Raw genomic sequence first — 26,283 nt, forward strand, 5'->3', positions numbered from 1 at the left:
CGCGTGGTGCGCGCGGCGCAGGCCGGGTGAACGGCCCCGCCGTAGCGCTGGCCACGCCGGCCGGGGCGCCGCTGGCCATCGGGCAGGGCGCCGGCATCGACGCGGCCCTGCGCGCGCTCAGCGTCGATCCCGGCGAGACCTGCCTGTCCGAGCATGCCTTCGCCAATCTCTACCTGTTCCGGCAGGCGCACGACTACCGCTTCGTGGCGGGCGACTACCCGCATATCAGCGGCGTGACCTATGACGGCGTGCGTCATGTCCTGCCGCTGTTTGCGCTCGAAGGCACACCGCACGCCGTGCTGCGCGCGCTGCTGCGCGGGCACGATTGCTTCTATCCGCTATCCACGGCGCAGGTGGCACGGCTCGATCCGGCCGTGTTCCGCTGGACGGACGAGCGCGCCGACGCCGACTATCTCTACCCGGCAGCGAATTTCACCGCCTACCGCGGCACCACGCTGGCCAAGAAGCGCAACCTGATGAAGCAGTTGCTGGCCGCGCACGCGGTCACCGCGCGCCCGTATCACGCGGGGCTGGCCGAGCAGGCCATGTCCGTCCACCGGCGCTGGATGCAGGCCAGGCACAAGGCCGAAGGCGAGGCCGACGACACGCCATGCCTGGAAGCCCTGCGCCATGCCGGCGTGCTCGGGCTGGAAGGTTTCCTCTACGAAGTGGATGGCCTGCCGGTCGGCTTCGTGCTGGCGCAGGAAATCCGTCCGGCCGTGTTCGCCATGCGCTTCGCCAAGGGGCTCGGTGCTTACAAGGGCATCTACCAGTACATGTTCCACCACTTCTGCGCGGCCTTCGCGCGGCCGGTGGCGTGGCTGAACTTCGAGCAGGACATGGGGCTGGACAACTTCCGCCAGACCAAGCTGTCCTACGCGCCCGGCGCCTTGCTGCCCAAGTGCCGGGTCACATTGCGGGCGGACTGAGCACGCGCCCGCGGCGCGCTCAGCACAGCCAGTTCTCGCAAGACCCCGGCCAGCGCCGCCCCTACCATGGTTTCAAGCCGGCGCGCACCAGCCCCGGACAGTCAATTTCACAAGTCCATGGCCCATATCGAATCCAGAATTTCAGGCGGCAGCGAAGCATTCCAGGCCAACCGCAGCGGCATGCTGGCGCTGCTGGAACGCATCCGTGCCTTCGAGCGCCGTGCCGCCGACACCTCCGCCGCTTCGCGCGAGCGCTTCGAGAAGCGCGGCCAGCTGCTGCCGCGCGAGCGGCTGGCGCTGCTGCTCGACCCGGGCGCGCCGTTCATCGAACTATGCTCGCTGGCCGGTCTCGGCCTGGATAATCCGGACCTCGACAAGAGCGTGCCGGGCGGCGGGCTGATCGCCGGCATCGGCTTTGTCTCGGGCATCCGCTGCGTGATCAGCGCTTCGGACTCGGGCATCAACGCCGGCGCCTTGCAGCCCAAGGGGCTGGACAAGCAACTGCGCGTGCAGGAAATCGCGCTGGAAAACAAGCTGCCCTACGTGCAACTGGTGGAAAGCGCCGGTGCCAACCTGATGACCTACAAGGTCGAAGACTTCATCCGCGGCGGCAACCTGTTCCGCAACCTGGCGCGCCTGTCCGCGGCCGGGCTGCCGGTGGTCACTGTGACGCACGGCTCGTCCACGGCGGGCGGCGCCTACCAGACCGGCCTGTCGGACTACATCATCATGGTGCGCGGCCGCTCGCGCGCCTTCCTGGCCGGCCCGCCGTTGCTGATGGCGGCCACCGGCGAGGTGGCCACCGAGGAAGAACTGGGCGGCGCGGTCATGCACACCACCGTGTCCGGCCTGGGCGACTACCTGGCCGAGGACGACCGCGACGCGCTGCGCATCGCCCGCGAGATCCTCGGCAAGATCGACTGGCAGCACGGACAGAGCGCCGCGCGCGCCTTCAAGCCGCCGCGCTACGACGCCGAGGAACTGCTGGGCCTGATGCCGATGGACCACAAGCGGCCCGTGGACATGAAAGAGGTCATCGCGCGCATTGCCGATGACTCCGACTTCCTCGAGTTCGGCGAGAACTATGGTGGCGCCACCGTGTGCGGCCACGTGCGGATCGAGGGCTGGCCGCTCGGCATCATCACCAACAACGGCCCCATCGACCCGGCCGGCGCCACCAAGGCGACCCACTTCATCCAGGCCTGCTGCCAGTCGCGCACGCCCATCCTCTACCTGAACAACACCACCGGCTTCATTGTGGGCCGCAGCTACGAGGAAGACGGCATCATCAAGCACGGCTCCAAGATGATCCAGGCGGTCAGCAACGCCACCGTGCCGCAGATCACCATCTACTGCGGTGCGTCCTTCGGCGCCGGCAACTACGGCATGTGCGGGCGCGGCTTCCACCCGCGCTTCTGTTTCTCCTGGCCCAACGCCAAGACCGCCGTGATGGGCGGCGAGCAAGCCGCGCGCACCATGGCCATCGTCACCGAGGCCGCCATGAAGCGCAAAGGCGGGGAGATAGACACAGCACAGCTCGAAGCGCTGCAAAAAGGCATCGTCGAACGCTTCGACCGCCAGATGAGCGTGTTCGTCACCAGCGCCCACGTGCTGGACGACGGCGTGATCGACCCACGCAATACGCGCGCCGTGCTGGCCAACGTGCTGGCCATCTGCCGCGAGGGCGACGCCCGCACGCCGCAGCCGATGCAGTTTGCCGTGGCGCGCCCCTGAGCCGCGCGCCAGCAGATCAATCCGGAACAACCGACACCAGCGAGACCAGCGATATGCAACTGACTCCCGAACACGAGGCGCTGCGCGCCACCATCAAGCGCTTTATCGCCGAGCAGGTCAACCCGCACGTGGACGCCTGGGAAGAGGCCGAGACTTTCCCTGCGCATGAAGTCTTCCGCAAGATGGGCGCGCTGGGCCTGCTCGGCTTGTCCAAGCCGGAAGCCGACGGCGGTGCCGGCCTGGACTATTCCTACAGCGCCGTGCTGGCCGAGACCCTGGCCGACATCAACTGCGGCGGCGTGCCGATGGCCATCGGCGTGCAGACCGACATGGCCACCCCCGCGCTGGCCCACCACGGCAACGAGGAACTGCGGCGCGAATTCCTCGCGCCCGCCATCAGCGGCGAGTACGTGGCCTGCCTGGGCGTGTCCGAGGTCGGCAGCGGCTCCGACGTGGCCTCCATCAAGACCACCGCCCGCCGCGACGGCGGCGACTACATCATCAACGGCGGCAAGATGTGGACCACCAACGGCACCCAGGCAGACTTCTGCTGCGTGCTGGCCAACACCTCGGAAGGCGCGCCCCACCGCAACAAGACCCTCATCGTGGTGCCCATGAAGACGCGCGGCGTGTCGGTGGCCAAGAAGATCCGCAAGATCGGCATGGACTCCTCCGACACCGCGCAGCTCTACTTCGACGACGTGCGCGTGCCGCAGCGCTGGCGCATCGGCGAGGAAGGCATGGGCTTCACCTACCAGATGGAGCAGTTCCAGGTGGAGCGCCTTTGGGGCGCGCTGAACACCTGCGGCGTGTGCCAGAAGGCCATCAACCTCACCATCGAATACACCCGCGAGCGCAAGGCCTTCGGCCGCTCGATCCTCGACAACCAGTGGGTGCACTACACGCTGGCCGAGCTGCAGACCGAGGTGGAAGCATTGCACGCGCTGTGCTGGCGCGCCGTGGCAATGATGGTGCGCGGCGAGGATGCCACGCGCCTGGCCACCATGGCCAAGCTCAAGGCCGGCCGTCTGGTGCGCGAGGTATCCGACCGCAGCCTGCAGTTCTGGGGCGGCATGGGCTATGTGCTGGAAAGCCCGGTCTCGCGGATTTTCCGGGACGGGCGGCTGACCTCCATCGGCGGCGGCGCGGACGAAGTCATGCTGCAGATCCTGTGCAAGTTCATGGGCACCTTCCCGCAAGGGAAGTGATCGCTGGCAGGGCAGACCGAACAGAACAACCTCCACACCGGGGCAACATGAAGCAGTCCACGCCATTCCACAAGATCCTGATCGCCAACCGCGGCGAGATCGCCTTGCGCGTGATGCGCAGCGCGGCCGCGCTCGGCTACCGCACGGTGGCGGTCTACTCCAGCGCCGACGCCGGCGCCCGCCACGTGGCCGAGGCCGACCAGGCCGTGCACATCGGCGAGGCCGCGCCGGCGCAATCCTACCTGCGCATCGAAGCCATCATCGACGCCGCGCGACGCACCGGCGCCGACGCCGTGCACCCCGGCTACGGCTTCCTGGCCGAGAACGCCGCCTTCGCGCGCGCCTGCCGCGAGGCCGGGCTGGTCTTTATCGGCCCGTCGGCCGAATCCATCGTGGCCATGGGAAACAAGGCCGGCGCCAAGCGGCTGATGATGGCGGCGGACGTGCCATGCATTCCCGGCTACCAGGGCGAAGACCAGGACGAGGCGCGGCTGTGCGCCGAAGCCGGGCGCATCGGCTTCCCCGTCATGATCAAGGCCACCGCCGGCGGCGGCGGGCGGGGCATGCGGCTGGTGCCGGATGCCAGGTCCTTCCCCGAGCTGCTGCGCAGCGCCCGCTCGGAAGCGCAAGGCGCCTTCGGCGACCCCGAGGTCATCCTCGAGCGCGCCGTGATCGAACCGCGCCATATCGAGATCCAGGTCCTGGCCGACCGCTACGGCAACGCCATCCACCTGGGCGAGCGCGATTGCTCCGTGCAGCGCCGCCACCAGAAACTGATCGAAGAGGCCCCGTCGCCCGCCGTGAGCCCGGAGCTGCGCGCGCGCATGGGCGCCACCGCCGTGGCCGCCGTCAAGGCCATCGGCTACGAAGGCGCCGGCACGCTGGAATTCCTGCTCGACCGCGATGGCAACTACTACTTCATGGAGATGAACACGCGGCTGCAGGTGGAGCATCCGGTCACGGAAGCCATCACCGGGCTGGACCTGGTGGCGCTGCAACTGCGCATCGCCGCCGGCGAGCCGCTGCCGCTGGCGCAGCAAGACGTGCGTTTCACCGGCCACGCCATCGAGGTACGGCTGTGTGCCGAAGACGCGCAGCAGGGCTTCATGCCCCAGAGCGGCACCGTGGCGCTGTGGCAGCCCCCGCCCGCGCTGCGCGTGGAGCATGCGCTGTGCGGCGGCGCGGCCATTCCACCGTACTACGACTCCATGATCGCCAAGCTGGTCAGCCACGGCGCGGACCGCGAAGAAGCCCGCCGCCGGCTGGCGCGCGGGCTGGAAGACCTGGTGGCGCTGGGCGTCACCACCAACCAGGCCTTCCTGGGCCGCTGCCTGGCGCATCCGGCGTTTGCCGCCGGCCAGGCCACCACCGCCTTTATCGGCCAGCACCAGGATGCGCTGCTGCGCCCCGATGCCGCGCAGAACGAGCGGGCAGCCGCGCTGGCGGCGCTGCTGCTGTACGAGACCGCGCCCGGCCGCGCAAGCGGTGTGCCGTCGGCCAGCCTGGCCCCGGCGCTGCCCATCGGCCTGCGCTACCGCGTGGCAGGCACGGAGTACCAGGCCAGCCTGGCGTTCCGGGGCGGCAACCGCTTCGAAGTCGCCTTGGGCCAAGCCCGCTTTGCCTTCGAAACCATCGCCCTCGGCGAGCACACCGTGCGTTTCAGTTGCGACGGCCTGGTAGAAAGCGCGGTCTGCCACCGCGACGGCAACACCTTGCTGCTGCAGTACCAGGGCCAGCCGCTGCGGGTGGAAGACCACACCCGCGCCGCGGCCGAACGTGCCGGCGATGCCGCCGGCGACGGCAAGCTGCGTGCTTCCATGAACGGCCGCGTGGTCAATGTCATGGTGGCCACCGGCGACCGCGTCGAAGCCGGCCAGCCCATGGTCACGCTGGAAGCCATGAAGATGGAGCACATCCACGTCGCCCCGGCCGCCGGCCGCGTCGGCGCCGTGCACGTGCAGATAGGCGACCAGGCCGCCGCCATGCGCGTGATTGCCGAAATCGAGTTCGAGGCCCAGGTCCAGGCCCGGGCCGCCTGAACGCCGCCATCACCAGGAACCCTTACATGAGCGAAGCAGACAACCCGGCCGTCGTCCACGAGAAACGCGGCGCCGCCTTCTGGATCACCATCAACCGCCCCGACAAGCGCAACGCCCTCAACAAGGACGTGATCGCCGGCATCCGCGCCGGCTACCGCGCCGCGCATGCCGACCCGTCGGTGCGCGCCATCGTGCTGACCGGCGCCGGCGACAAGGCCTTCTGCGCCGGCGCCGACCTGCAGCCCGGCAAGGGCTTTGCATTCGACCTGTCGCAACCCAACCTGGACTACGCCGACATGTTGCGCGAAGCCCAGCAAGCCACGCTGCCCAGCATCGCCCGCATCAATGGCACCTGCATGGCCGGCGGCATCGGCCTGCTGTGCATGACCGACATGGCGGTGGCGGCCGACAACGCGCTGTTCGGCCTGCCCGAAGTCAAGGTCGGCGTGTTTCCCATGCAGGTGCTCAGCCTGCTCCAGGCACTGGCGCCGCCGCGCCTGGTGCGCGAATGGTGTATCAGCGGCGAGCCGTTCACCGCCGCCGAGGCCAAGGCTGCCGGCCTGGTCAACCATCTCGCCGCGTCCGCCGAGCTGGACGCCCGCACCGACTGGCTGGTGGCGCGCGTGGCAGACAAGTCGCCCACCGCCATCCGGCGCGGCAAGTACGCCATGCAGGCCATGGCGTCGATGAGCTTTAGCGAAGGCATTGCCTACACCGAAAGCCAGATCGCGCTGCTGGCGATGACCGAAGACGCGCGCGAGGGGCTGGCTGCCTTCAACGAGAAGCGCAAGCCGGTCTGGACGGGCAAATGATGACACCGGCGCCAGCCGGCAACTTGTGAGACAGGGGAATCGCGTATGGGAAACGCCGTAGCGGGACAAGCCATGTCGGTAAAACCATCCTCGGCGGCCGGCGACAGCGCCGGCCTGCTGGCCCTGGGCATGGCCCAATGGCTGTGCCGCCGCGCCGCCCGCGGGCCGCAGCGGCCCGCGCTCACCGGCGCCGGCCAGACCTGGAGCTATGGCGAGCTGGTGATCAAGGCCGGGCAGATGGCCGCCGTACTGGCCGCCGGCGGCGTGCGCCCGGGCCAGCGCGTGGGCTACCTGGGGCTGAACGATCCGCTGTTCCTGGTCACGCAGTTCGCCTGCGGCTGGCTCGGCGCCATCTTCGTGCCGCTCAATTTCCGGCTCACCGGGCCGGAACTGGCCTTCATCCTCAACGATGCCGGTGTCCACACCCTGTTCGCCGACGAAGATTATGCCGGCCTGATCGACGAAATCCGCCCCAGGCTGGAATGCCAGCGCTACCTGCGGCGCGGCCCGGCACCCGGCTGGGAAGGGCTGGACGCCCTCATGGCGCGGGCCGCCGCGGCGCCCCCGCTGGCCGCCACCCACCCGGACGACGTGGCCGCCATCATGTACACATCCGGCACCACCGGCCACCCCAAGGGCGCCATGCTCACGCACGGCAACTTCTGGTCCAACAACCTCAACGTCATGATGATGAGCGACATCGCCAGCACCGATGTCGCGCTCAACTTCGCCCCGTTGTTCCATGTCGGCGGCATGTGCTGCGTGACCTTGCCGATCCTGATGGCCGGCGGCCACCTGGTCCTGCAACGCAGCTTCGACCCCGGCAGCGTGATGCAGGCCGTGGCCGAGCACCGCGTGACGCTCAGCTTCGCGGTGCCTGCCATGCTGCTGTTCGTCAGCCAGCACCCGGACTTCGAGCGGGCCGATCTCTCCAGCCTGCGCAGTATTTCGGTAGGCGGCGCCCCCATGCCCGAGCCCCTGCTGCGCCTGTTCTCCGCGCGCGGCATCCCCGTCAACCAGGGCTACGGCCTGACCGAGACCGCTGCCGCCACCACCTTTCTCGCGCCCGAGCGCGCGCGCGACAAGCTGGGCTCGTGCGGCACCCCGGCCATCCTCACCGAAGTCTGCATCCGCGACTTCGACGGCAGGTCCGTCACGCAGCCTCACCAGCGCGGCGAAGTCTGCGCGCGCGGCGGCAACATCATGAAAGGCTACTGGAACCGCCCCGACGCCACCGCCGGCGCCTTCTACGACGGCGGCTGGTTCCGCACCGGCGACATCGGCTACGCAGATGAGGAAGGCTTCTACTACATCTGCGACCGCCTCAAGGACATGGTCATCAGCGGCGGCGAGAATGTCTACCCGGCCGAAGTGGAAAGCGTGCTGTACGAACACCCGGCCATCGCCGAAGTCGCTGTGATCGGCGCGCCCGACCCGCGCTGGGGCGAGCATGTGGTGGCCGTGGTGGCGCTCAAGCCCGGGCTCAGCCTGACGCTCGAAGCGCTACAAGACTTTGCCGAACCCCGGCTGGCGCGGTACAAGCTGCCGCGTGAACTGCGCGTGGTGGGGGCGTTGCCGCGCAATCCAACCGGCAAGGTGCTCAAGATGCGGCTGCGGGAGCAGGGCGCCGGCCAGGACTCAGGGCAGACTGCCTAGCCAGAACAAGGCGCCGTTCGGCGCCGTGGAAGCATCCCGGCGGGGCGTTCGAGGTGGCGCTGGTGCTGGAGTGGCGCCGAGCCGGGGGTCGGTGCCCGGTGGCGCGCTGGCCCGGCTCAGGTGATCGCCCCGGGGGTCGCCCCTCAGGTAATCGCACCCAGCTGCCAGGGTACGAACTCGTTCTGCCCGTACCCATGCAGCTCGCTGCGCGAGCGTTTGCCCGAAGCGGTATCCAGCATCAGCCGGAACAGCTCCGCGCCCAGCCCGGCAATGGTGGCGCTGCCGTCCAGTACCGCGCCGCAGTTGAGGTCCATGTCGTCGGACTGGCGTTGCCACAGGGCGGTGTTGGTGGCGAGCTTCACCGACGGCGAGGGCGCGCAGCCGTAGGCCGAGCCGCGGCCGGTGGTGAAGCAGATCAGGTTGGCGCCGCCGGCCACCTGCCCGGTGGCGGAGATGGGGTCGTAGCCGGGCGTGTCCATGAAGACCAGCCCGCGTGCCCGCACCGGTTGCGCGTACTCGTACACTTCGGCGAGATTGGTGGAGCCGCCCTTGGCGATGCCGCCCAGCGACTTTTCCAGCACGGTGGTCAGGCCGCCCGCCTTGTTGCCGGCGGAAGGGTTGTTGTCCATGCTGGCGCCGTGGCGCTCGCAATAGGCTTCCCACCAGCGGATGCGCGCCACCAGCTTCTGGCCGATCTCCGGCGTTTGCGCGCGCCGCGTCAACAGGTGCTCGGCGCCATAGATCTCCGGCGTCTCCGACAGGATGGCGGTGCCGCCGTGACGCACCAGCAGGTCCACCGCCGCGCCCAGCACCGGATTGGCCGAGATGCCGGAGTAGCCATCCGAGCCGCCGCACTGCAGCCCCACCACCAGATGGCTCGCGGGTACCGGCTGGCGTTCCACGGCATTGGCCGCGGGCAGCATCGCCTTGATCAGTTCGATCCCGTGGGCAATGGTCTTGGTGGTGCCGCCGGTGTCCTGGATGGTGAAGGTCTGCAGGCGCGCGCTGTGGGTGAGTCCCTGCGTGGCCAGCAGCGCGGAGATCTGGTTGGTCTCGCAGCCCAGGCCGATCACCAGTACGCTGGCAAAGTTCGGGTGGCAGGCATAGCCGCCGAGCGTGCGCTGCAATACCGCCAGCCCTTCGCCCTGCGGATCCACGGCGCAGCCCACGCCATGCGTGAGCGCGACCACGCCATCCACATTGGGATAGTCCGCCAGCGCCTCCGCATGGATATCGCGCCGGAAGCGATCCGCGATGGCGCGTGCCACGGTGGCCGAGCAATTCACCGAGGTCAGGATGCCGATGTAGTTGCGCGTGGCCACGCTGCCGTCGGCGCGCACGATGCCGTCGAAGGTGGCGGGAACCGCTTCGGCCTGCACCGTGCGGGCCTCGGCGCTGTAGGCATAGTCCCGCGTGAAATCGCCCATCGCCAGGTTATGCGTGTGCACGTGCTGGCCGGCGCGGATGTCCTGGCTCGCAAAGCCGATGATCTGGCCGTAGCGGCGCACGGCCTCGCCGCTCGCGATGGCGCGCGTGGCGATCTTGTGGCCGGGCGGGATCAGGCCGATCACGGTCACGCCTTCTTCCGCGACCGTGGTGCCGGCGACCATCTGGTCACGCGCGATGACGACATCGTCATCGGCATGCAGCCGGATGGTGCGCGACGTGCGCGGAACTTCGGCGGGGGCTGCTGCAAGGGTGTCTGTGCTCATGGAATGGCTACTCGCGGTTGGATTGCGCGCCAGGGTGACCTGCGCCGTGGTTGCGTCTCTTACTTGAGCATCTCTTCAGGCAGCGCGATGCCGAAATACTGCTTGTAGATCGTGTTGATCTTGCCGTTCTTCAGGTTGGTCTTGACCCAGGTGTCGAGCCAGCCCTTGAGCGCGGTGTCGCCCTTGCGCACGCCGATGGCATACGGATAGGCCTTCATCACGAACTTGATTTCCAGGTCGCGCGTGGGGTTGCTCTTCTTGACCACCGGAATCACGCTGATGGCCGCGGCAAGGTAGTCCTGCTGGCCGGTGGATACCGCGGTGTTGGTGGTGGCGTCGTCTTCGTAGCGCACGATGTTCACGCCGCTGATTTCCTTGGCGCCGCGGGTCAGTTCCTGGTCGGCCGTGGTGCCGCGCGTGACCGCGATGGTCTTGCCGGACAGCTCGGGGAACGATTTCAGCTTGGCTTGCGCCGGGCCGCCCACCACCACCGGCACCACGCCGTAGGGTTCGGAGAAGTCGATGACCTTCTTGCGCTCGTCCGTTACCGAGAACGAGGCCAGCACCACGTCGGCCTTCTTGGTCAGCAGGTAGGGCACGCGGTTGGGGCCGGTCACGGGCACGATCTCCAGTTCCACGCCGAGGTCCTTGGCCAGCAGGCGGGCCGTGTCCACGTCCGAGCCGCTTTGCTTGGCCTGGCTGTCGAGCATGCCGTAGGGCGGGGCGCCGATATCCACGGCAACCAGGATCTTCTTGCGTTGCTTGATGGTGTCGAGCGTATCGGACCAGGCGCTGGCCGATGCGCCCGCGAGCAGCAGGGCGGCGAACGAGCCGAGAAGGCGGCGGTTGATGTGCATGGGGTGTCTCCGTGTGGTTTTCGTTGAAAGGCTCGGGCTCTGCGAAGCGGGAATCAGAGGCCGTTGCCGACAAACTGCTTGAGTTCCGGCGTGGCGGGCTGGTCCAGCAGCTTGCCGCTGCCGCCTTCCCAGACGATGCCCTGGTGCATGAACATGATCTGGTCTGCCACCGACCGTGCGAAGGCCATCTCGTGCGTGACCAGCACCATGGTCATGCCGTCTTGCGCCAGGCGCTCGATCACCTTGAGCACCTCGCCGGTGAGTTCAGGGTCCAGCGCCGAGGTGACTTCGTCGAACAGCATCAGGCGCGGCTGCATCGCCAGCGAACGGGCAATCGCCACGCGCTGCTGCTGTCCGCCGGACAGTTGCTCCGGGTAGTAGCTGGCGCGCTCTTCCATGCCCACTTGCTTGAGCACGTGCATGGCCAGTTCGCGCGCTTCTTTCTTGCCCACGCCCTTGACCTTGCGCGGCGCCAGCATGACGTTCTCTTCCACGGTGAGATGCGGGAACAGGTTGTAGCTCTGGAAGACGATGCCGACTTCCTTGCGCAGCTCGCCCAGCGGCACATCGCCGTCGTGCATGGCGTGCCCGCATACATGCAGCGCGCCACCGCTCACGCGCTCCAGCCCGTTGATGCAGCGCAGGGCAGTGCTCTTGCCCGAACCGCTGCGGCCGATCAGCGCCACCACCTCCCCGGCGCGCACCGAGAAACTTACGCCCTTGAGGATCTCCACCTGCCCGAAGGATTTGCTCACCTTGTCGAAGCGGACGATATCTTCCATGCTTGTCTCCATGATTTCTTTGGTCCTCGCAGGCTCACACCCGCTTGAAGCGGCGCTCCAGCCGGTACGACAGCGACGACAGCGGATAGCAGATGGCGAAGTAGAGGGCGGCCGCGATCGAGAACACCACGAAGGGCTCGAAGGTGGAGTTGTTCACCACCCGTGCCGAGTAGGTCAGGTCGAAGAAGCCGATCACCACCGCGTACGAAGAGTTCTTCACGATCTGCACCAGGAAGCCCACCGTCGGTGCCACCGCGATGCGCGCGGCCTGCGGCAGGATCACGTACACCACGCGTTGCAGCGGCGTGAGCGCCAGGCACTCGGCGGCTTCCCACTGGGTGCGTGGCACGGCCTGGATGCAGCCCTTCCAGATCTCGGCCAGGTAGGCGCTGGAATATGCCGTCATGGCGATGCCGGCGGCCACCAGCGCGGGCAGGTCAAAGCCGCCCACGCTGATGCCGAAGTACACCACGAACATGATCACCGGCAGCGGCACGCCCTGCACGAGCTGCACGAAGGCACCCGTCACGGTGCGCAGCACGCGCCCGCCGCGGCTGCGCGCGAGAGCCAGCGGCAGGCCGACCAGCGCGCCACCGAAAAAGCCCATGGCGGACAGCAGCAAGGTCCAGCCCGCGCCGCGCAGGATGAACAAGACTTGATCCAGGGAAAGGCTGGACATGATGCTTGGCTCCGCGTCGAAAGTAGAAGGGGAAGAAGGAAGAGGGAAGGGGGAAGGGGAGGATCAGAGCGGTGTCTTCAGGCGCCGGCGGCGCGTGAAGGCCACGGCGCCCACGCCGGCCATCGACAGCCGCAGCAGCCACGACAGCGCCAGGTACACCACCGCGATGACGATGTAGATCTCGAAGCCGCGGAAGGTCTCCGACTGGATGCGATAGCCCGCCGCGGTGAGCTCTTCGGCCGAGATCTGCGACATGATCGAGGTAGCCAGCATCATCAGCACGAACTGGCTGATCAGCGCCGGGTACATGCGCTCCACCGCCTGCGGCAGTACCACCAGGCGCATCATCTGCCAGCGCGATAGCCCCAGGCACGAGGCCGCCTCCAGCTGCCCGCGCGGTACCGACTCGATCCCCGCGCGCACGATCTCCGTGGTGTAGGCCGACACATTGACCACCAGCGCCAGGACCGCCGCCACCATGGCCGGCACGCGCACATGCACCGCCGCCAGCCCGAAGAACAGCCAGAAGGCCTGGATCACCAGCGGCGTATTGCGAATCACATCCACATAGGCCGTCACGCAGCGGCGCGCCCAGGCCGGGCCCTCGGTGCGCACCACCGCCAGCGCCGTCCCCAGCACAAAGCCGAACACGATGGTGGCGACCGACATGCGCAAGGTCAGCCAGACCCCGTCGAGCAGGTCGCGCCAGTTGGCGGACAGGAAGCTGAAATCGAACTGGTAGTCCATCGGGGATGCGCTCTTTTGTTGGTGACGCCGGTTTGCCCGGCGCCCTGTCTCTCGTTCTTTGCGGGTTCGGATCCGCGTTGGCGATCCGGCATGGGTCCCAATATATGACGATTGCCGGCAATGGTCAATATTCGGGCTTACCCGTGTATCATCTCTCCGTGTGCAGCCTGATACTGGGCGCCAGCCAGATAGCCGATACTTATGCCTGGCGCACAGGCAGTGCTCATGCAGGTGTTCTTGCAGGTGCTCATGCAGGTGTTCTTGCGGACATGAGCGCGCCGAACCATCCATACCAGCTACAGAACCGGAGACAACGTGCCGAGTCCATCGACGGCAACGCGCCAAGACAAACGCGCCGCCCCCTTCGCGCCCACGCAGGACACCGAGGACGGGTTTAGGCATGCGCCGATCTATGCCGTCATGGTCGAACTGCTGCGCAAGGCCATCGTGGAGGGGACGCTGGCGCAAGGCACCGTGTTGCTCGAAGGACACCTCGCGGAGATACTGCGCTCCACGCGCTCGCCGGTGCGCCAGGCGCTGCGCGAGCTGGAGGCCGACGGGCTGGTCAGTCGTTTCGAAGGCCGCGGCTTCGTGGCCGGGCCCGCCGGCACGGCACCCCGGCGCATCGCCCTGGACCCGGCGATGCTGGGCGTGGAGAGCGCGCCCGATGTCGCGCGCAAGACGCTGGGCTGGGAACTGATCTACGACGAGGTGGAGCGCGACCTGGTGCACCTCTCGGTGTTTGGCCGCTACCGCGTCAACGAAGTGGAGCTGGCCCGCCATTTCAACGTCGGCCGGACCGTGGTGCGCGACGTGCTGCTGCGCCTGGAAAGCCTGGGCATCCTGGAAAAGGACGAACGCCTGCGCTGGGTCATCACCCCGCTGGACGCGCAGCGCATCCACGATCTCTACGAACTGCGCTCGCTGGTGGAGCCCGCCGCGCTGCGCGGGGCCATCGGGCATGCCGACAATGCCGAGATCCAGGCCATGATCGCGGAGCTGAACAAGGTGCAGCGCGTCTACCCGCAGGTCAACCGCACCGCCATGGACAAGCTCGAGCACGACCTGCACGTGCAGCTACTGTCCCAGTGCCCCAACAAGGAACTGCTGAGCAGCCTACAGCGCACGCGCTGCATTCTCACGCTGAGCAAGCACGTGCTGGGCGTAGCCATGCCGATGCCGGACGCCGACCCGTTCATGTCCGAGCACATCGCCGTGCTGCAGGCCGCTGCCGACGGCGCGCCGCAGAAAGCGGCCGATCTGTTGCGCGAGCACCTGGAACTGTCCTGCGACAAGGTGACCCGGCGCGCGGCACTGGTACGGGAGACCTTCCCGCTGCCCAAGGTCTCGTATATCGCGTGAGGCAGCAAGCGGCCGTGCCTCACGCTATCTGCTGAGTGGCGGCGGAGCCTTACCCGATGATCTCGAACTCGCCGAAGCCGGCCTCGTTGAGCGTCAGCCCCAGGCCCGGCAGGTTGTCGTCGAGCTGCAGGTAGCCCCTGTCGGGAGCGGGTTCGCCCTTGAAGATGTAGTAGAACAGCTCGTTGCCGACTTCCACGTCGTGCACCGGGAAGAATTCCGCCATCGGCGAAGCGGTCGAGGCCATGGTCAGGTGGTAGTTGTGCATCTGCCCGGCATGCGGGATGACCGGCACCGACCACGCCTCGGCCATGGCGTTGATTTTCTGTGCCGCCGTGATGCCGCCCACGCGGTTGGTGTCGTACTGGATCACGTCCACCGCGCGGCGTTCCAGCAGGTCCTTGAAGCCGTACGAGGTGAACTCGTGCTCGCCGCCGGAGATGGGGAAGGGGCTCATTTTCTTCAGCTCGGCGTAGCCTTCGATGTCGTCGGCGATGACCGGCTCCTCCAGCCAGCGCGGGTTGAACTCGGCCAGGCGCGGCAGCATGCGGCGCGCGTACTCGAGCGTCCAGCCCATGTAGCACTCCAGCATGATGTCAACCTTGTCGCCCACCAGTTCGCGCAGCAGGCGCACTTGCTCCAGGTTCTTCTGCATGCCGGCGGCGCCATCCTTGGGGCCGTAGCCGAAGCGCATCTTCATGGCCGTGAAGCCCTGGTCCAGGTAGCGCTGCGCCTCGCCGAGGAAGGCGTCGCGGTCATCGTTGTTGTAGAGCTTGGAGGCGTAGCACCAGATGGCTTCCTTGGTGCGCCCGCCCAGCAGCTTGAACACAGGCTTGCCGACCGCCTTGCCCATCAGGTCCCACAGCGCGATGTCCACCGCCGAGATCGCCGCCATGCCGATACCCTTGCGGCCCCACGCGTGCGTGCGCCGGTACATCTTCTGCCACAGGTATTCGTTGTCGAACGGATCCTGGCCAATCACGATGGGCGCCAGGTACTGGTCCACGATCTGCTTGGCCACGCGCGGCGCGAGTGCGCAGTTGCCGATGCCAACCAGTCCGGTATCGGTCTCCACCTCCACCACCAGCCAGCCGTGGAAGCGGAACGAGCCCATCGCATCGCCGCGCTCGAACAGGATGTCGGTGGCATTGGTGCAGAAGTGCGCCTGCGGCGGCACGGTCTTGCCCTTCCATTCGAAGACGCGGGCGCGGACATTGGTGATCTTCATGATGTGGCTCCTTCTTTGGTGCTGATGGGTTCGGGTTCAGGTTCAGGTTCAGGCTTCAGGTTCAGGCTCCGGCCGCGGATCCGGATGCGCGGGGTCCGCTCCTGACAGGTACACGCGCACGCATCCCCGGCCGGATCGAGGGCCGTCTTTGTCATGTCTTGCGTCGATGCGGCGCCGGCGCGGCGCCCGCCCGCTAAGGAGCGTGCCCGCCGCGCCTAGCCAGCGGCACGGCGCTGCGCCCCCATCTGGCAGGCCAGGTGGAATGCCTGCAGCGTGGCGCCCAGGTTCGCGCGGCCCTGCTGCGTGATATCGAAGGCGGTGCCGTGGGCCGGCGTGGTGATCGGCACCGGCAGGCCGCCCTGCACGGTGACGCCGCGCGAGAAGCCCATCAGCTTGATGCCGATCTGGCCCTGGTCGTGATACATGGTGACGATGGCGTCGAACTGCCGCTCGGCCGCGCCGCCTTGCACCTTGAGGAAGATGGTGTCGGCCGGGAAGGGGCCGTCCACCGCCATGCCGCTGGCCTGCGCGGCGGCGATGGCCGGGGCGATGAAATCGATCTCCTCGCGGCCAAAGGCGCCGTTGTCGCCGTTATGCGGATTGAGGCCGCAGACGCCGATGCGCGGCCGCGCAATGCCGGCGTCGCGCAAGGCCTTGTCGATCAGGCCGATGGCGGCGCCCACGCTGTCGCGGGTGATCATCGCGGGCACATCCTTGAGGGCCACGTGCGATGTCACGCGCGATGTCCACAGCCCGTCGAGCACATTGAACTCGCAGAAGGCGCCGTGGTAGCCGAGCTTCTCCGCGAACCAGTGCAATTCATCGTTGTGGCCCATGCCCGCGGCATGCAGCGAGCTCTTGTTGAGCGGCCCGAACAGGATCGCGTCGGCCTGGCCGGACTGCGCCAGTGCCAGCGCGATAGCCAGCGTGCCGAGGCTGTAGCGGCCGCCCTCGGCGCTGGCGGCGCCACGCGGGTAGGCCGGCTTGCCTTCGGGCTGCCAGTGGTAAAGGCGCGGGGCGCCGTCGGCATCGTTGCCAGCAAAGGCGGGCGCATCGGTTTCGCGCACATCGGGATTGATGCCGGCTACCTGCATGCCGTGGCGCCATTCATCGCGGTCGGCAATCAACAGGATGTCGGCCTGCCTGGCGGCGGGGTCGGCAAGCAGCTTCGCGATCAGCTCGGGGCCGATGCCGGCGGGGTCGCCGAGCACCATGGCGATTCTTGGGCGTGGAGTCATGTCGTATGGATGCAGGAAGATGCAAGAGGGTTTAGTCGAGCTTGACACCGAGTTCGGAAATCAGCTTGCCGTAGCGCGCGTACTCGGCACGCGAGAATGCATCGAACTGCGCCGCATCCAGCGTGCCGGGCTGGGCCCCGACATCGTTGAGGCGCCGGACGGTGTCGGGATCCTTGAGTATGGTGGCCAGTGCCGCGCCCAGCTTCTGCAAGGTGGCGGGCGGGGTGCCGGCCGGCGCATAGATGCCGTACCAGGCATTCATCTGGATGTTCGGCACACCGGCTTCGGCCAGCGTGGGCACGCCCGGCAACAGCGCCGAGCGCTGCTCGGCCGTCACCGCCAGGGCGCGCAGCTTGCCGGCCTTGATGTGGTTGATGACGGAGGGCATGGTCTCGAAACTCATGTCGACCTGGCCGCCCATCAGGTCCACCAGCGCGCTGCTGCTGCTCTTGTACGGCACGTGCAGCAACTTGCCGTTGATCTGCCGCGCGAAGGCGGCGCCGGCGAGGTGCTGGGTACTGCCGACGCCGGAGGAGCTGTAGCGGTACTTGTCCGGGCTGGCCTGGATCGCCGCCACCAGCGACCTGACGTCGCGCGCCGGCACCTGGTTGTTGACCACCAGCACATTGGGCACGGACGACACCATGGCCACCGGCACCAGATCCTTGAGCGGATTGAACTGCAGCTTGAGCAGGTGCGGCGCGATAGCCTGCGAGGTCACCACGCCCATCAGCAGCGTGTTGCCGTCGGGCGCGGCCTTGGCGGTGATGTCCGCGGCGATGGTGTTGGAGGCGCCGGGCCGGTTGTCGACCACCACGGGCTGCCTGATGATGGCGGCCAGTTTTTCGGAGACGATGCGGGCCATGACGTCGGTGCCGCCGCCCGGCGCCGCGCCGACCATCAGCCGCACGGGCCGGGAGTCCTGTGCATAGGCGCCGGCCGCTGTCGCGGCGGCAAGCGTCGCCAGGCCGGCAAAGGTGCCGGCGATCCATTTGTTCATGCTTGTCTCCGTCCTGTTGTCTGCCGGTCTCGGTGCCGGTGAGGCCACTATAGGGCCGTCAGTGATTCGCCACTACTGATGTTTTATTAATGGGCGATTACCTGGAGGAATACGTCGGCTCACCTTGGCCCGGCCCGGCCGCCCCGGGCTTGCCGGCGCGCAGCGCCACGATCAACCGCCTGGCAGCCGCCGAGAGCGTGCCGCCGCGCCGCGTGACGATGCCGAAGGTTTCGTGCCGGGACTGCATCTTCACCGGCAGGATCCGCAGCATCTTCTGGCGCGCATATGGCTGCGCCACGCTGGTCGGGAGCAGCGACACCAGCCTGGCGCTGCCCTGGAGCAAGGCCACGGTGACCAGCGTGGAGGCGGTGGTGATGGCATTGGGCGGCATGCCAATGCCGGCAAGGTCCAGCTCGCGCAGGAGCAGGGCATGCATCGGCATCTGGGACGGATAGACAATCCAGCGGTAGGCGGCCAGATCCGCAAAGGCGAGTTCGCTGGCGCGCGGGGCCGCATGGGCATGGCCGACCACCACCGACATCGGCTCGTCGTCCAGCGGCTCGTAGTGATACCGGGCGGGCTGGTCGCTCACCAGCGCGCGGCCGATGACCAGGTCCAGCCGGCCATCGTCCAGCAGGCTCAGCATGCGCAGGCTGGTGTCCTCCACGATTTCGATCGACAGGTTGGGCTGGTCTGCCTGCAAGGTCGCCAGCGCCGGCACCAGGACGCCGGTCACCGCGCCCATGATGACCCCGACGGCAAGCCGCCCCGCCGTGCCGGAACGGATTTCCGCCATGTCCTGGCAGAGCGCGGTCAGGTCGGTGGCAAGCAGCCGCGCATAGCGGATCACGCAATAGCCGAACGGGTTGGGCTGCATGCCGGTGTGGGTCCGCTCGAAAAGCGGTGCATCCAGCATGTTTTCCAGCTCCTGCAGGGCCTTGCTGGCGGCCGACTGCGTCATGGCCATGGCCGATGCGGCCTGGTGCAGCGATTTATGGTCGTCCAGCGCGATCAGCAGTTGCAGCTGTTTCATGCGCAGGCGCGACATCAGTACGTCGAGGGTGGCTCTCATGGGTGTGCGCAGGCGGGCGCAAACGGGGCCTCCTCAAGGAAGACGCCCCGCCTGGGCCCGGGTCGGGTTCGGTCTGGCCGGCGGGGTGAGTCGTAAAAGCGATCACCAGATGGAAAGGTTTCAATATACATGGTGTGCCGGACGCTCTTATATTGCGTGCAGCGACCGGCCGGCATTCCCCCCGCCGGCGACCCCCGCACAACAAGGAGACAGACATGATCAAGCCCGCCATCTACCGCGGCGTATTCCCGGTAGCGCCGACCATCTTCGACGAGCAGGGCGGCCTTGACCTGGACGGCCAGCGCCGTTGCATCGATTTCATGATCGATGCCGGCTCCAACGGCATCTGCATCCTGGCCAACTTCTCGGAGCAGTTCGTGCTGACCGACGACGAGCGCAACACGCTGATGACGGCGGTGCTCGACCACGTGGAGGGCCGCGTGCCGGTGATCGTCACCACCACGCACTTCAGCTCGCGCATCTGCGCCGAACGCAGCCGTGCCGCGCAGGATGCGGGCGCCGCCATGGTGATGGTGATGCCGCCGTATCACGGCGCCACCATCCGCATGCCCGAACGCGCCATCTACGAGTTCTTCGCCACGGTGTCCGACGCCATCGAGATCCCGATCATGATCCAGGACGCTCCGGTCAGCGGCACCACGCTGTCCGCGCCCTTCCTCGCGCGCATGGCCAGGGAACTCGCCAATGTGTCGTATTTCAAGATCGAAGTGCCGCAGGCCGCGGCCAAGCTGCGCGAGCTGATCGAACTGGGCGGCGCTGCCATCGTCGGCCCGTGGGACGGCGAGGAAGCCATCACGCTGATGGCCGATCTCGACGCCGGCGCCACCGGCGCGATGACGGGCGCGGGCTTCCCCGATGGCATCCGCCTGATCGTCGATGCCTACCAGGCCGGCGACACCGAGGGCGCCGCGCGCCACTACCAGCAATGGCTGCCACTCATCAATTACGAGAACCGCCAGGGCTGGCTGGCAACCAGCAAGGTGCTGATGAAAGAGGGCGGGGTGATCGCCTCGGACGCGGTGCGCCATCCGCTCCAGCCGATGCACCCGGCGACCCGCGCGGGCCTGCTGCAGATTGCGCGCCGGCTGGATCCGATGGTGCTGCGCTGGGGCCGTTGAGCGCCAGCGGCGCACCAGGCCGGACCGGAACGGAACCACTGGCCCCGGCGGGGCCAGACCTCAGTCAACAGGAATAGACATGCAAATCCAAGGCGAACTATTGATCGGCAGCCAGTCGGTGCGCGGCACCGACGGCGAAATCGTTGCGATCGACGCGGCCTCCGGCGCCAAGCTGGCGCCGGCCTTCGGCGGCGCCAGCGCTGCCCAGCTGGCCCAGGCCTGCGCGCTGGCCGAGCAGGCCTTCGACGCCTACCGCGAAACCAGTCTCGACAAGCGCGCGGCCTTTCTCGAAGCGATCGCTGCCAACATCCTTGAGCTGGGCGATGCGCTGGTCGACCGCTGCGCGAGCGAAAGCGGCCTGCCGCGCGCGCGCATCGAAGGCGAACGCGGGCGCACCGTGGGCCAGCTGCGGCTGTTCGCGGACCTGGTGCGGCAAGGAGACTTCCTCGGCGTGCGCGTGGACCCGGCCCTGCCCGAACGCAAGCCACTGCCGCGCGCGGACCTGCGCATGCGCCAGGTCGCGCTGGGGCCGGTGGCGGTGTTTGGCGCCAGCAATTTCCCGCTGGCGTTTTCCGTGGCGGGTGGCGACACCGCCTCGGCACTGGCGGCCGGTTGCCCGGTGATCGCCAAGGCCCACCCCGCGCATCCCGGCACCTCGGAGCTGGTCGGCCGCGCCATCCAGAAAGCCGTGCGCGACCTGGGGCTGCCCGAAGGCACCTTCTCGCTGCTGTTCGATAGCGGCCTGCAGGTCGGGCAGGGCCTGGTCAGCGATCACCGCATCAAGGCGGTCGGCTTCACCGGCTCGCGCGCGGGCGGCACGGCGCTGATGGCGCTGGCGGCCGCACGCCCGGAGGTCATTCCCGTCTATGCGGAAATGAGCAGCATCAACCCGGTGCTGCTGTTCCCGCACGCGCTGGCCAACCGCGCCGAGGCCATCGGTACCGCGTTCGCGGCATCGCTCACGCTGGGCGCCGGCCAGTTCTGCACCAATCCCGGCCTGGTGCTGGCTGTCGACGGCCCGGACCTGGGGCGCTTCATCGCTGCGGCGGCGCAGAGCATCGAGCAGACCGCGCCGGCGACCATGCTGACACCAGGCATCCAGCGCGCCTACTGCACCGGCGTGGACAAGCTGGCCGCGCACCCGCAGGTCAGCGCGCAGGCGCGCGGCCGCGCCGGCGACGCACAGCAGGGCTCGGCGGCGCTGTTCTCCACCACCGCCGAGGCGTTCCTTGCCGATGAGGCCTTGCGCGCGGAGATCTTCGGCGCGGCCGGGCTAATCGTGCGCTGCCCCGACCTGGACGCCATGCGCCATGTCGTGGAAGTCATCGAAGGCCAGCTGACCGCCGCGCTGCATATCGACGACGCCGACCACGATGCGGCCCGCGCCATCCTGCCCGCGCTGGAACGCAGGGTGGGGCGCATCCTCGTCAACGGTTTCGGCACCGGGGTGGAAGTCGGGCATGCCATGGTGCACGGCGGTCCGTATCCGGCCACCTCCGATGGCGGCCGCTCCACCTCGGTGGGCAGCCTGGCCATCGCGCGCTTCCTGCGCCCGGTGTGCTACCAGGACATGCCCGCGGGGCTGCTGCCCGCCGCCTTGCGCGAGGACAATCCGCTGCAACTGAGCCGGCTGGTGGACGGCCGGCCGGCGCCCCGGCCCGCCTAAGCGCAGCCCGCAAGGCCCGCGAGCCGGGCCTTGCGAAGCCCGCGCTAGGCCGGCCTGGCGCGCAGCGCGTCGATCAGCAGGCTCATCGACGCGGTAGGCGGCCGGCCCCGCCGCGTCACGATGCCGTAGGGCCCCAGCTTGCGCGGCAGCGGCAACGGCAGCACGGCCAGCGCGCCCAGCCCCGCGTAGAACGCCGCCACCGAGGCCGGCAGCACGGCAATCAGCTCGCTGTCCGCGAGCAGGGAAGTCGTCATTAGCACCGCCGCCGTCTCGATGGTCGAGGGCGGCGGCGCCACGCCCGCGTCCTCGAACGAACGGTCGATCAGCGCCCGCATGGGGCTCGGGCGCGGCTGCATGATCCACGGAAACGTCGCCAGCTCCTCGAAACCCGGCTTGCGGCGCCCGAGCAGCGGATGCAAGGGCCCGACGACGATCGCCAGGCTCTCCTCGCCCAGTTGCTCGAACTCCAGGCCGCTACTGTCCCAGCCCTCCGGCACCCGGCCCAGCACGATGTCGAGCTGGTCGCGCTCCAGCAGCGGCACCAGCAGATCGCTGGTTTCCACCTGCACCACCACCTCCAGCCTGGGATGCTCGCGGTTCAGGCTGCGGATCACGTTGGCCAGCAGCACCGGCGTCGGCGCCATCACCGCACCCACGCGCACCCGGCCCACCTTTCCCGATTCCAGCGCCGCCAGCTCATCACGCAGGCCTGCCATATCCGCGAACACCAGCCGCGCGAACTGCGTCGCCGCCAGGCCAAACCGCGTCGGCCGCAAACCGCGCGCATGGCGCTCGAACAACGACACGCCCAGCATCGATTCCATGTCCTGCAGCATCTTGCTGACCGCCGGCTGGGTCAGCATCACCGCCTCCGCCGCCTGCCGCAGCGAACCGCGCTCCTCGATCGCCAGCAGCAAGCGCAGATGCTGCATCTTGATGCGGCTGTAGAGGGTGCTGATGGGCGGGATTAGCGAAGGGCGGGGCATGCGCGGGGGCTCGGGCCAGGCAGACGGTGACCGATGGTGTTTATCGGTTCTTGGAGAAGGCGTCAATGGGTGGATGTGGCCGGAGGGCCGCCGCGTGCGGCTCAGGCTGCGAGTCCTGCTCCAGGGCGGACGCCGATCCCGTAGCCTACTTCGCGCGCCTTGGGCCTGCCTTTCGAGCGGACGTATTGAGCGCGACCGCGGCACGGACAAGCGCCCTGAACGCGTCCGCGTCGATCTCGTCTGCCTCGAGGATGTCAATCGCGCGCCTGACGTTCCCGTCGAGGCTTGAGTTGAAGAGCCTGGCCGGGTCCTCCAGCGCAGCGCCCTTGGCGAAAGTCAGCTTCACCTTTGCCTTGTAAGACTCGCCGGTGCAGATGATCCCGTCGTGCGACCATACGGGAGTGCCCATCCACTTCCACTCCTCCACGACGTCCGGATCAGCCTCTTTGATGAGCTTGCGCATCCTGCTCAGCGTCGCCCCGCGCCAGTCCGCGAGCTCGGCGATTCTGTTGTCGATCAGCCCGGATGCCGGCAGCCCCTCGGTCGAACCCGATTTTTTCATGTTCTCCTCCTGAAACTTCCTGAAACTTCCTGACTCTTCCAGACGCTATCAGCCCATGAATTCGCCGAACAGGATGATGACATGGCAAGGGCTTGCCGGAAATCCCAGCGCGCGGCTCCATGTGGCCGCGGCGCCTCGCCCGCGGGCGGTGAAACTTCCGTCCCGTCTGCGTGTCGTTCCTTGCATAATCGCGCAAGCCGCGATGACATAGGACGACCGACCGATGAACATGGCAATCCTCCTCGCCCACCCCTGGTTCGGCACATGGGCGGCGGCCCTGATCGCCGTCGCCGTCGCGCTGCTGGCGCATCGCCTCGGCGGGCTGCTGCTCTTGCGCATTACCCGGCCGGCCCCGGTGCTGCATGCGATCGTGAAGAAGGCGCGCGCGCCGTCGACAGTGGTCTTGCCCTTGCTGGCCTTGCAGGCGGTCTGGCAGGCCGCGTCGGATGATCTGCCCTGGATCGGCAGCGTGCGCCATTTCAATGGCCTGTTGATGATCGCCGCGGCCACCTGGCTCGTGGCGCGCATCATTGCCGGCATTGCGCAGGGTATCCTGGACACACACCCGGTGGACGTGCAGGACAACATGAATGCGCGCCGCATTCACACGCAGACACGCGTGCTCTCGCGCACCGCGATGACGCTGGTGGTGGTGATGGGTGCGGCGATGGTGCTCATGACCTTTCCCGGGGCGCGGCAGGTGGGCGCCAGCCTGTTGGCCTCGGCAGGCGTGCTGGGCCTGATCGCCGGCTTTGCCGCCAAGCCCGTGTTCAGCAACCTGATCGCCGGTCTGCAGCTCGCCCTGACGCAGCCTATCCGGCTCGACGACGTGCTCATCGTCGAAGGCGAGTGGGGCCGCGTGGAGGAGATTACCGGCACGTACGTCGTGCTCCGGATATGGGACGACCGCCGTCTCATCATCCCGCTGCAGTATTTCATCGAGAAGCCCTTCCAGAACTGGACCCGCAACAATGCCGAGATCATGGGGTCGGTGTTCTTCCACGTCGACTACGGCATGCCGCTGGCGCCGCTACGCGAGGAGCTGGAACGCATCGTGCGCGCGGCGCCGGAGTGGGACCAGCGCTTCTTCAATCTGGTAGTGACCGATGCCACGGAGCGGACGATGCAACTACGCGTGCTGTGTACCGCGGCTTCCTCCGGGCTGGCGTGGGACCTGCGCTGCGTCGTGCGCGAAGGGCTGATCGACTTCATGCAGCGCGAATTCCCGCAGTTCCTGCCACGGCTGCGCATCGAGGGCGACCAAGGCGACGAAGGCGCGCCGAAGCGAAACACACCGTCGCCGCCCTGAGCGCGTATCAGGGCGTCCTGTTCCTCAGCGAAACCTGCTCGTTCAGCGTCCAGAAGTCATACAGCACGCCGATCAGGAACAGGCCGCCGGTGAGCAGGTAGATCAGGCCGGTGATCCATTTGCCGATATACATGCGATGCACGCCGAAGAAGCCGAGGAAGGTCAGCAGGATCCACGCCACGTTGTAGTCGGTCCTGCCGGCGGCGAAGCGGTAGTCCGCCTCGCGGTCCATGCCCGGGATCAGGAACACGTCGATCAGCCAGCCGATGCCGAGCAGGCCCAGCGTGCAGAACCAGATCGTGCCGGTGATGGGCTTGCCGTAGTAGAAGCGATGGGAGCCGGTAAAGCCGAAGATCCACAGCAGGTAGCCGATGACTTTGCTGTGCGTATCGCTCGGTGGAATGCTCGGTAGATTGCTCGATGGATTCATCGTTCGCCTCGTGCAGTGGTTTGGCGCGATGATGCCATAGCTTGTGGCGCCGCAGCTACCCGGCCGCCGCCGGCAGGGGGCGGCTGTCTACCTGCCACAAGGAATCCCGCCCTCCGGGTTGCGCGACCGCATGCCCGCCGGCAGCATCGCCGGCCCCACACTACAATGGCGCATCGCCCGGCCTCCCGCCGGGCCGGACCCGGGAGTCGAAGATGCGTATTCTGGTAGTCGGGGCGGGCGCCATTGGCGGCTATTTCGGCGCGCGGCTGTTGCAGGCCGGGCGCGACGTGACATTCCTGGTGCGCCCCCGGCGCGCCGCCCAACTGGCCGAGCATGGCCTGCGGGTCAAGAGCCCGCACGGCGACCTGCATTTCCCCAACCCGCCACTGGTGCAGGCCGAACAGATCACGCAACCGTATGACGTGGTGCTGCTGAGCTGCAAAGCCTACGACCTGGACAGCGCCATGGACGGCTTCGCGCCCGCCATGGGCCCCGGCACCGTCGTCATCCCCATGCTCAACGGCATGCAGCATCTCGACAAGCTCGATGCTCGCTTCGGCGCCGGGCGCGTGATGGGCGGGCGCTGCATGATCTCCAGCACGCTGGACGAACAAGGCACGATCCTCCACCTGTCCGCCTTCCATGTATTGTCCTTCGGCGAGCGCCCCGCCGGCAGCAGCGACCGCGCGCTGGCCCTGGCCGCGGCGCTCGACGGCGCCGGTTTCGATGTACAGCGCAGCGAAGCCATGCTGCAAGACATGTGGGAAAAGTGGCTGTTCCTGGCCACGCTGGCATCGTCCACCTGCCTGATGCGGGCAGCCATTGGCGACATCCTCGCCGCCCCGCGCGGACGCGAGACCATCACGGCCCTGTTCGACGAATGCGCGGCCATCGCCGCCACCAACGGCTACCCCGCCCGCGCCCCGGCACTGGAACAGGCGAAGACCACGCTATTTACCGCAGGCTCGCCGCTGATGGCCTCGATGCTGCGCGACATCGAACGCGGCGCGGCCATCGAGTCTGACCAGATCGTGGGCGACCTGCTGGCACGCCGCGGCCAGACGCCTGCGCCGACGCTGGAAATGGCACTGACAAGCCTGAAGGCCTACGAGGCACGGCGCGCACGCGGCGGCTGAGAG

24 protein-coding genes are annotated in these 26,283 nt (G+C 67.9%); 11 read left to right on the forward strand and 13 right to left on the reverse strand.

Features of this window, described 5'->3' with window-relative positions; translation table 11 throughout:
• The 6 genes from AC1DKV_RS29520 to AC1DKV_RS29545 form a co-directional block, all read left to right on the forward strand.
• A partial coding sequence (locus AC1DKV_RS29520; protein ID WP_477138643.1) for a phosphatidylglycerol lysyltransferase domain-containing protein occupies window positions 1–929 on the forward strand: 929 nt, incomplete at its 5' end.
• 117 nt (window positions 930–1,046) lie between these two features.
• On the forward strand, window positions 1,047–2,663 hold the full coding sequence (locus AC1DKV_RS29525) for an acyl-CoA carboxylase subunit beta (RefSeq protein ID WP_441615327.1): 1,617 nt from the start codon (window positions 1,047–1,049) through the stop codon (window positions 2,661–2,663).
• A 53-nt stretch (window positions 2,664–2,716) separates the two neighbouring features.
• Window positions 2,717–3,871, forward strand: a complete 1,155-nt coding sequence (locus tag AC1DKV_RS29530) for an acyl-CoA dehydrogenase family protein (RefSeq protein WP_441615329.1) — start codon at window positions 2,717–2,719, stop codon at window positions 3,869–3,871.
• Window positions 3,872–3,918: 47 nt separating this feature from the next.
• A complete protein-coding gene (locus AC1DKV_RS29535) occupies window positions 3,919–5,910 on the forward strand; it encodes an acetyl/propionyl/methylcrotonyl-CoA carboxylase subunit alpha (RefSeq protein WP_441615330.1) in 1,992 nt (663 codons plus the stop codon).
• A 26-nt stretch (window positions 5,911–5,936) separates the two neighbouring features.
• On the forward strand, window positions 5,937–6,722 hold the full coding sequence (locus AC1DKV_RS29540) for an enoyl-CoA hydratase/isomerase family protein (protein WP_441615332.1): 786 nt from the start codon (window positions 5,937–5,939) through the stop codon (window positions 6,720–6,722).
• 72 nt (window positions 6,723–6,794) lie between these two features.
• Window positions 6,795–8,378 carry an acyl-CoA synthetase gene (locus tag AC1DKV_RS29545; protein ID WP_441650008.1) on the forward strand — a complete coding sequence of 528 codons (1,584 nt, stop codon included), beginning with the start codon at window positions 6,795–6,797 and terminating at the stop codon, window positions 8,376–8,378.
• Window positions 8,379–8,521: 143 nt separating this feature from the next.
• Here the strand turns inward: AC1DKV_RS29545 and AC1DKV_RS29550 are convergent, their stop codons facing one another.
• The 5 genes from AC1DKV_RS29550 to AC1DKV_RS29570 all read right to left on the reverse strand — a co-directional run bounded on the left by AC1DKV_RS29550 (window position 8,522) and on the right by AC1DKV_RS29570 (window position 13,155).
• Window positions 8,522–10,090: a UxaA family hydrolase gene (locus AC1DKV_RS29550; protein WP_441615336.1), complete on the reverse strand. Its 1,569-nt coding sequence runs from the start codon at window positions 10,088–10,090 to the stop codon at window positions 8,522–8,524.
• A gap of 59 nt (window positions 10,091–10,149) precedes the next feature.
• Window positions 10,150–10,947 (reverse strand): transporter substrate-binding domain-containing protein, encoded by a 798-nt coding sequence (locus AC1DKV_RS29555; RefSeq protein ID WP_441615338.1) that lies wholly within the window; start codon window positions 10,945–10,947, stop codon window positions 10,150–10,152.
• 53 nt (window positions 10,948–11,000) lie between these two features.
• Window positions 11,001–11,729, reverse strand: coding sequence for an amino acid ABC transporter ATP-binding protein (locus tag AC1DKV_RS29560; RefSeq protein WP_441615340.1), 729 nt, complete (start codon window positions 11,727–11,729; stop codon window positions 11,001–11,003).
• A gap of 34 nt (window positions 11,730–11,763) precedes the next feature.
• Window positions 11,764–12,408: an amino acid ABC transporter permease gene (locus tag AC1DKV_RS29565; protein ID WP_441615341.1), complete on the reverse strand. Its 645-nt coding sequence runs from the start codon at window positions 12,406–12,408 to the stop codon at window positions 11,764–11,766.
• A gap of 63 nt (window positions 12,409–12,471) precedes the next feature.
• Window positions 12,472–13,155, reverse strand: a complete 684-nt coding sequence (locus tag AC1DKV_RS29570) for an amino acid ABC transporter permease (protein ID WP_441615343.1) — start codon at window positions 13,153–13,155, stop codon at window positions 12,472–12,474.
• Window positions 13,156–13,470: 315 nt separating this feature from the next.
• Here AC1DKV_RS29570 and AC1DKV_RS29575 point away from each other — a divergent pair, with 315 nt between their 5' ends.
• On the forward strand, window positions 13,471–14,517 hold the full coding sequence (locus AC1DKV_RS29575; RefSeq protein ID WP_441615344.1) for a GntR family transcriptional regulator: 1,047 nt from the start codon (window positions 13,471–13,473) through the stop codon (window positions 14,515–14,517).
• A 49-nt stretch (window positions 14,518–14,566) separates the two neighbouring features.
• Here the strand turns inward: AC1DKV_RS29575 and AC1DKV_RS29580 are convergent, their stop codons facing one another.
• The 4 genes from AC1DKV_RS29580 to AC1DKV_RS29595 form a co-directional block, all read right to left on the reverse strand.
• The gene (locus AC1DKV_RS29580; RefSeq protein WP_441615346.1) at window positions 14,567–15,742 is read right to left on the reverse strand and encodes an L-rhamnonate dehydratase; all 1,176 of its coding nucleotides are present in this window, start codon (window positions 15,740–15,742) and stop codon (window positions 14,567–14,569) included.
• Between the two features lie 215 nt (window positions 15,743–15,957).
• Window positions 15,958–16,980: a 4-hydroxythreonine-4-phosphate dehydrogenase PdxA gene (locus AC1DKV_RS29585; RefSeq protein WP_441615348.1), complete on the reverse strand. Its 1,023-nt coding sequence runs from the start codon at window positions 16,978–16,980 to the stop codon at window positions 15,958–15,960.
• A gap of 31 nt (window positions 16,981–17,011) precedes the next feature.
• Window positions 17,012–17,980 (reverse strand): Bug family tripartite tricarboxylate transporter substrate binding protein, encoded by a 969-nt coding sequence (locus tag AC1DKV_RS29590; RefSeq protein ID WP_441615350.1) that lies wholly within the window; start codon window positions 17,978–17,980, stop codon window positions 17,012–17,014.
• 97 nt (window positions 17,981–18,077) lie between these two features.
• Entirely contained in the window at window positions 18,078–19,052 is a 975-nt protein-coding gene (locus tag AC1DKV_RS29595) for a LysR family transcriptional regulator (protein ID WP_441615352.1), read from the reverse strand.
• Between the two features lie 215 nt (window positions 19,053–19,267).
• Between AC1DKV_RS29595 and AC1DKV_RS29600 the strand changes: the two genes are divergently transcribed.
• Both AC1DKV_RS29600 and AC1DKV_RS29605 read left to right on the forward strand, forming a co-directional pair.
• Window positions 19,268–20,191 (forward strand): dihydrodipicolinate synthase family protein, encoded by a 924-nt coding sequence (locus tag AC1DKV_RS29600; RefSeq protein ID WP_441615354.1) that lies wholly within the window; start codon window positions 19,268–19,270, stop codon window positions 20,189–20,191.
• A 79-nt stretch (window positions 20,192–20,270) separates the two neighbouring features.
• Window positions 20,271–21,857: an aldehyde dehydrogenase (NADP(+)) gene (locus AC1DKV_RS29605; protein ID WP_441615356.1), complete on the forward strand. Its 1,587-nt coding sequence runs from the start codon at window positions 20,271–20,273 to the stop codon at window positions 21,855–21,857.
• A gap of 44 nt (window positions 21,858–21,901) precedes the next feature.
• Here AC1DKV_RS29605 and AC1DKV_RS29610 read toward each other — a convergent pair whose 3' ends face one another.
• From AC1DKV_RS29610 to AC1DKV_RS29620, 3 genes are all read right to left on the reverse strand, one after another.
• A complete protein-coding gene (locus AC1DKV_RS29610) occupies window positions 21,902–22,843 on the reverse strand; it encodes a LysR family transcriptional regulator (protein WP_441615357.1) in 942 nt (313 codons plus the stop codon).
• A 145-nt stretch (window positions 22,844–22,988) separates the two neighbouring features.
• The gene (locus AC1DKV_RS29615) at window positions 22,989–23,405 is read right to left on the reverse strand and encodes a DUF1801 domain-containing protein (RefSeq protein WP_441615358.1); all 417 of its coding nucleotides are present in this window, start codon (window positions 23,403–23,405) and stop codon (window positions 22,989–22,991) included.
• A 48-nt stretch (window positions 23,406–23,453) separates the two neighbouring features.
• Window positions 23,454–23,636: a hypothetical protein gene (locus tag AC1DKV_RS29620; RefSeq protein WP_441615442.1), complete on the reverse strand. Its 183-nt coding sequence runs from the start codon at window positions 23,634–23,636 to the stop codon at window positions 23,454–23,456.
• Between AC1DKV_RS29620 and AC1DKV_RS29625 the strand changes: the two genes are divergently transcribed.
• A complete protein-coding gene (locus AC1DKV_RS29625) occupies window positions 23,629–24,714 on the forward strand; it encodes a mechanosensitive ion channel family protein (protein WP_441615360.1) in 1,086 nt (361 codons plus the stop codon). The two genes, AC1DKV_RS29620 and AC1DKV_RS29625, sit on opposite strands and share 8 nt — an antisense overlap.
• 7 nt (window positions 24,715–24,721) lie before the next feature.
• Here AC1DKV_RS29625 and AC1DKV_RS29630 read toward each other — a convergent pair whose 3' ends face one another.
• On the reverse strand, window positions 24,722–25,144 hold the full coding sequence (locus AC1DKV_RS29630) for an NINE protein (protein WP_441615362.1): 423 nt from the start codon (window positions 25,142–25,144) through the stop codon (window positions 24,722–24,724).
• 212 nt (window positions 25,145–25,356) lie between these two features.
• Between AC1DKV_RS29630 and panE the strand changes: the two genes are divergently transcribed.
• On the forward strand, window positions 25,357–26,280 hold the full coding sequence (panE, locus tag AC1DKV_RS29635; protein WP_441615364.1) for a 2-dehydropantoate 2-reductase: 924 nt from the start codon (window positions 25,357–25,359) through the stop codon (window positions 26,278–26,280).
• Window positions 26,281–26,283 lie beyond the last annotated feature (3 nt).

The sequence above is a fragment of the Cupriavidus sp. 05T41 genome (assembly GCF_056396525.1).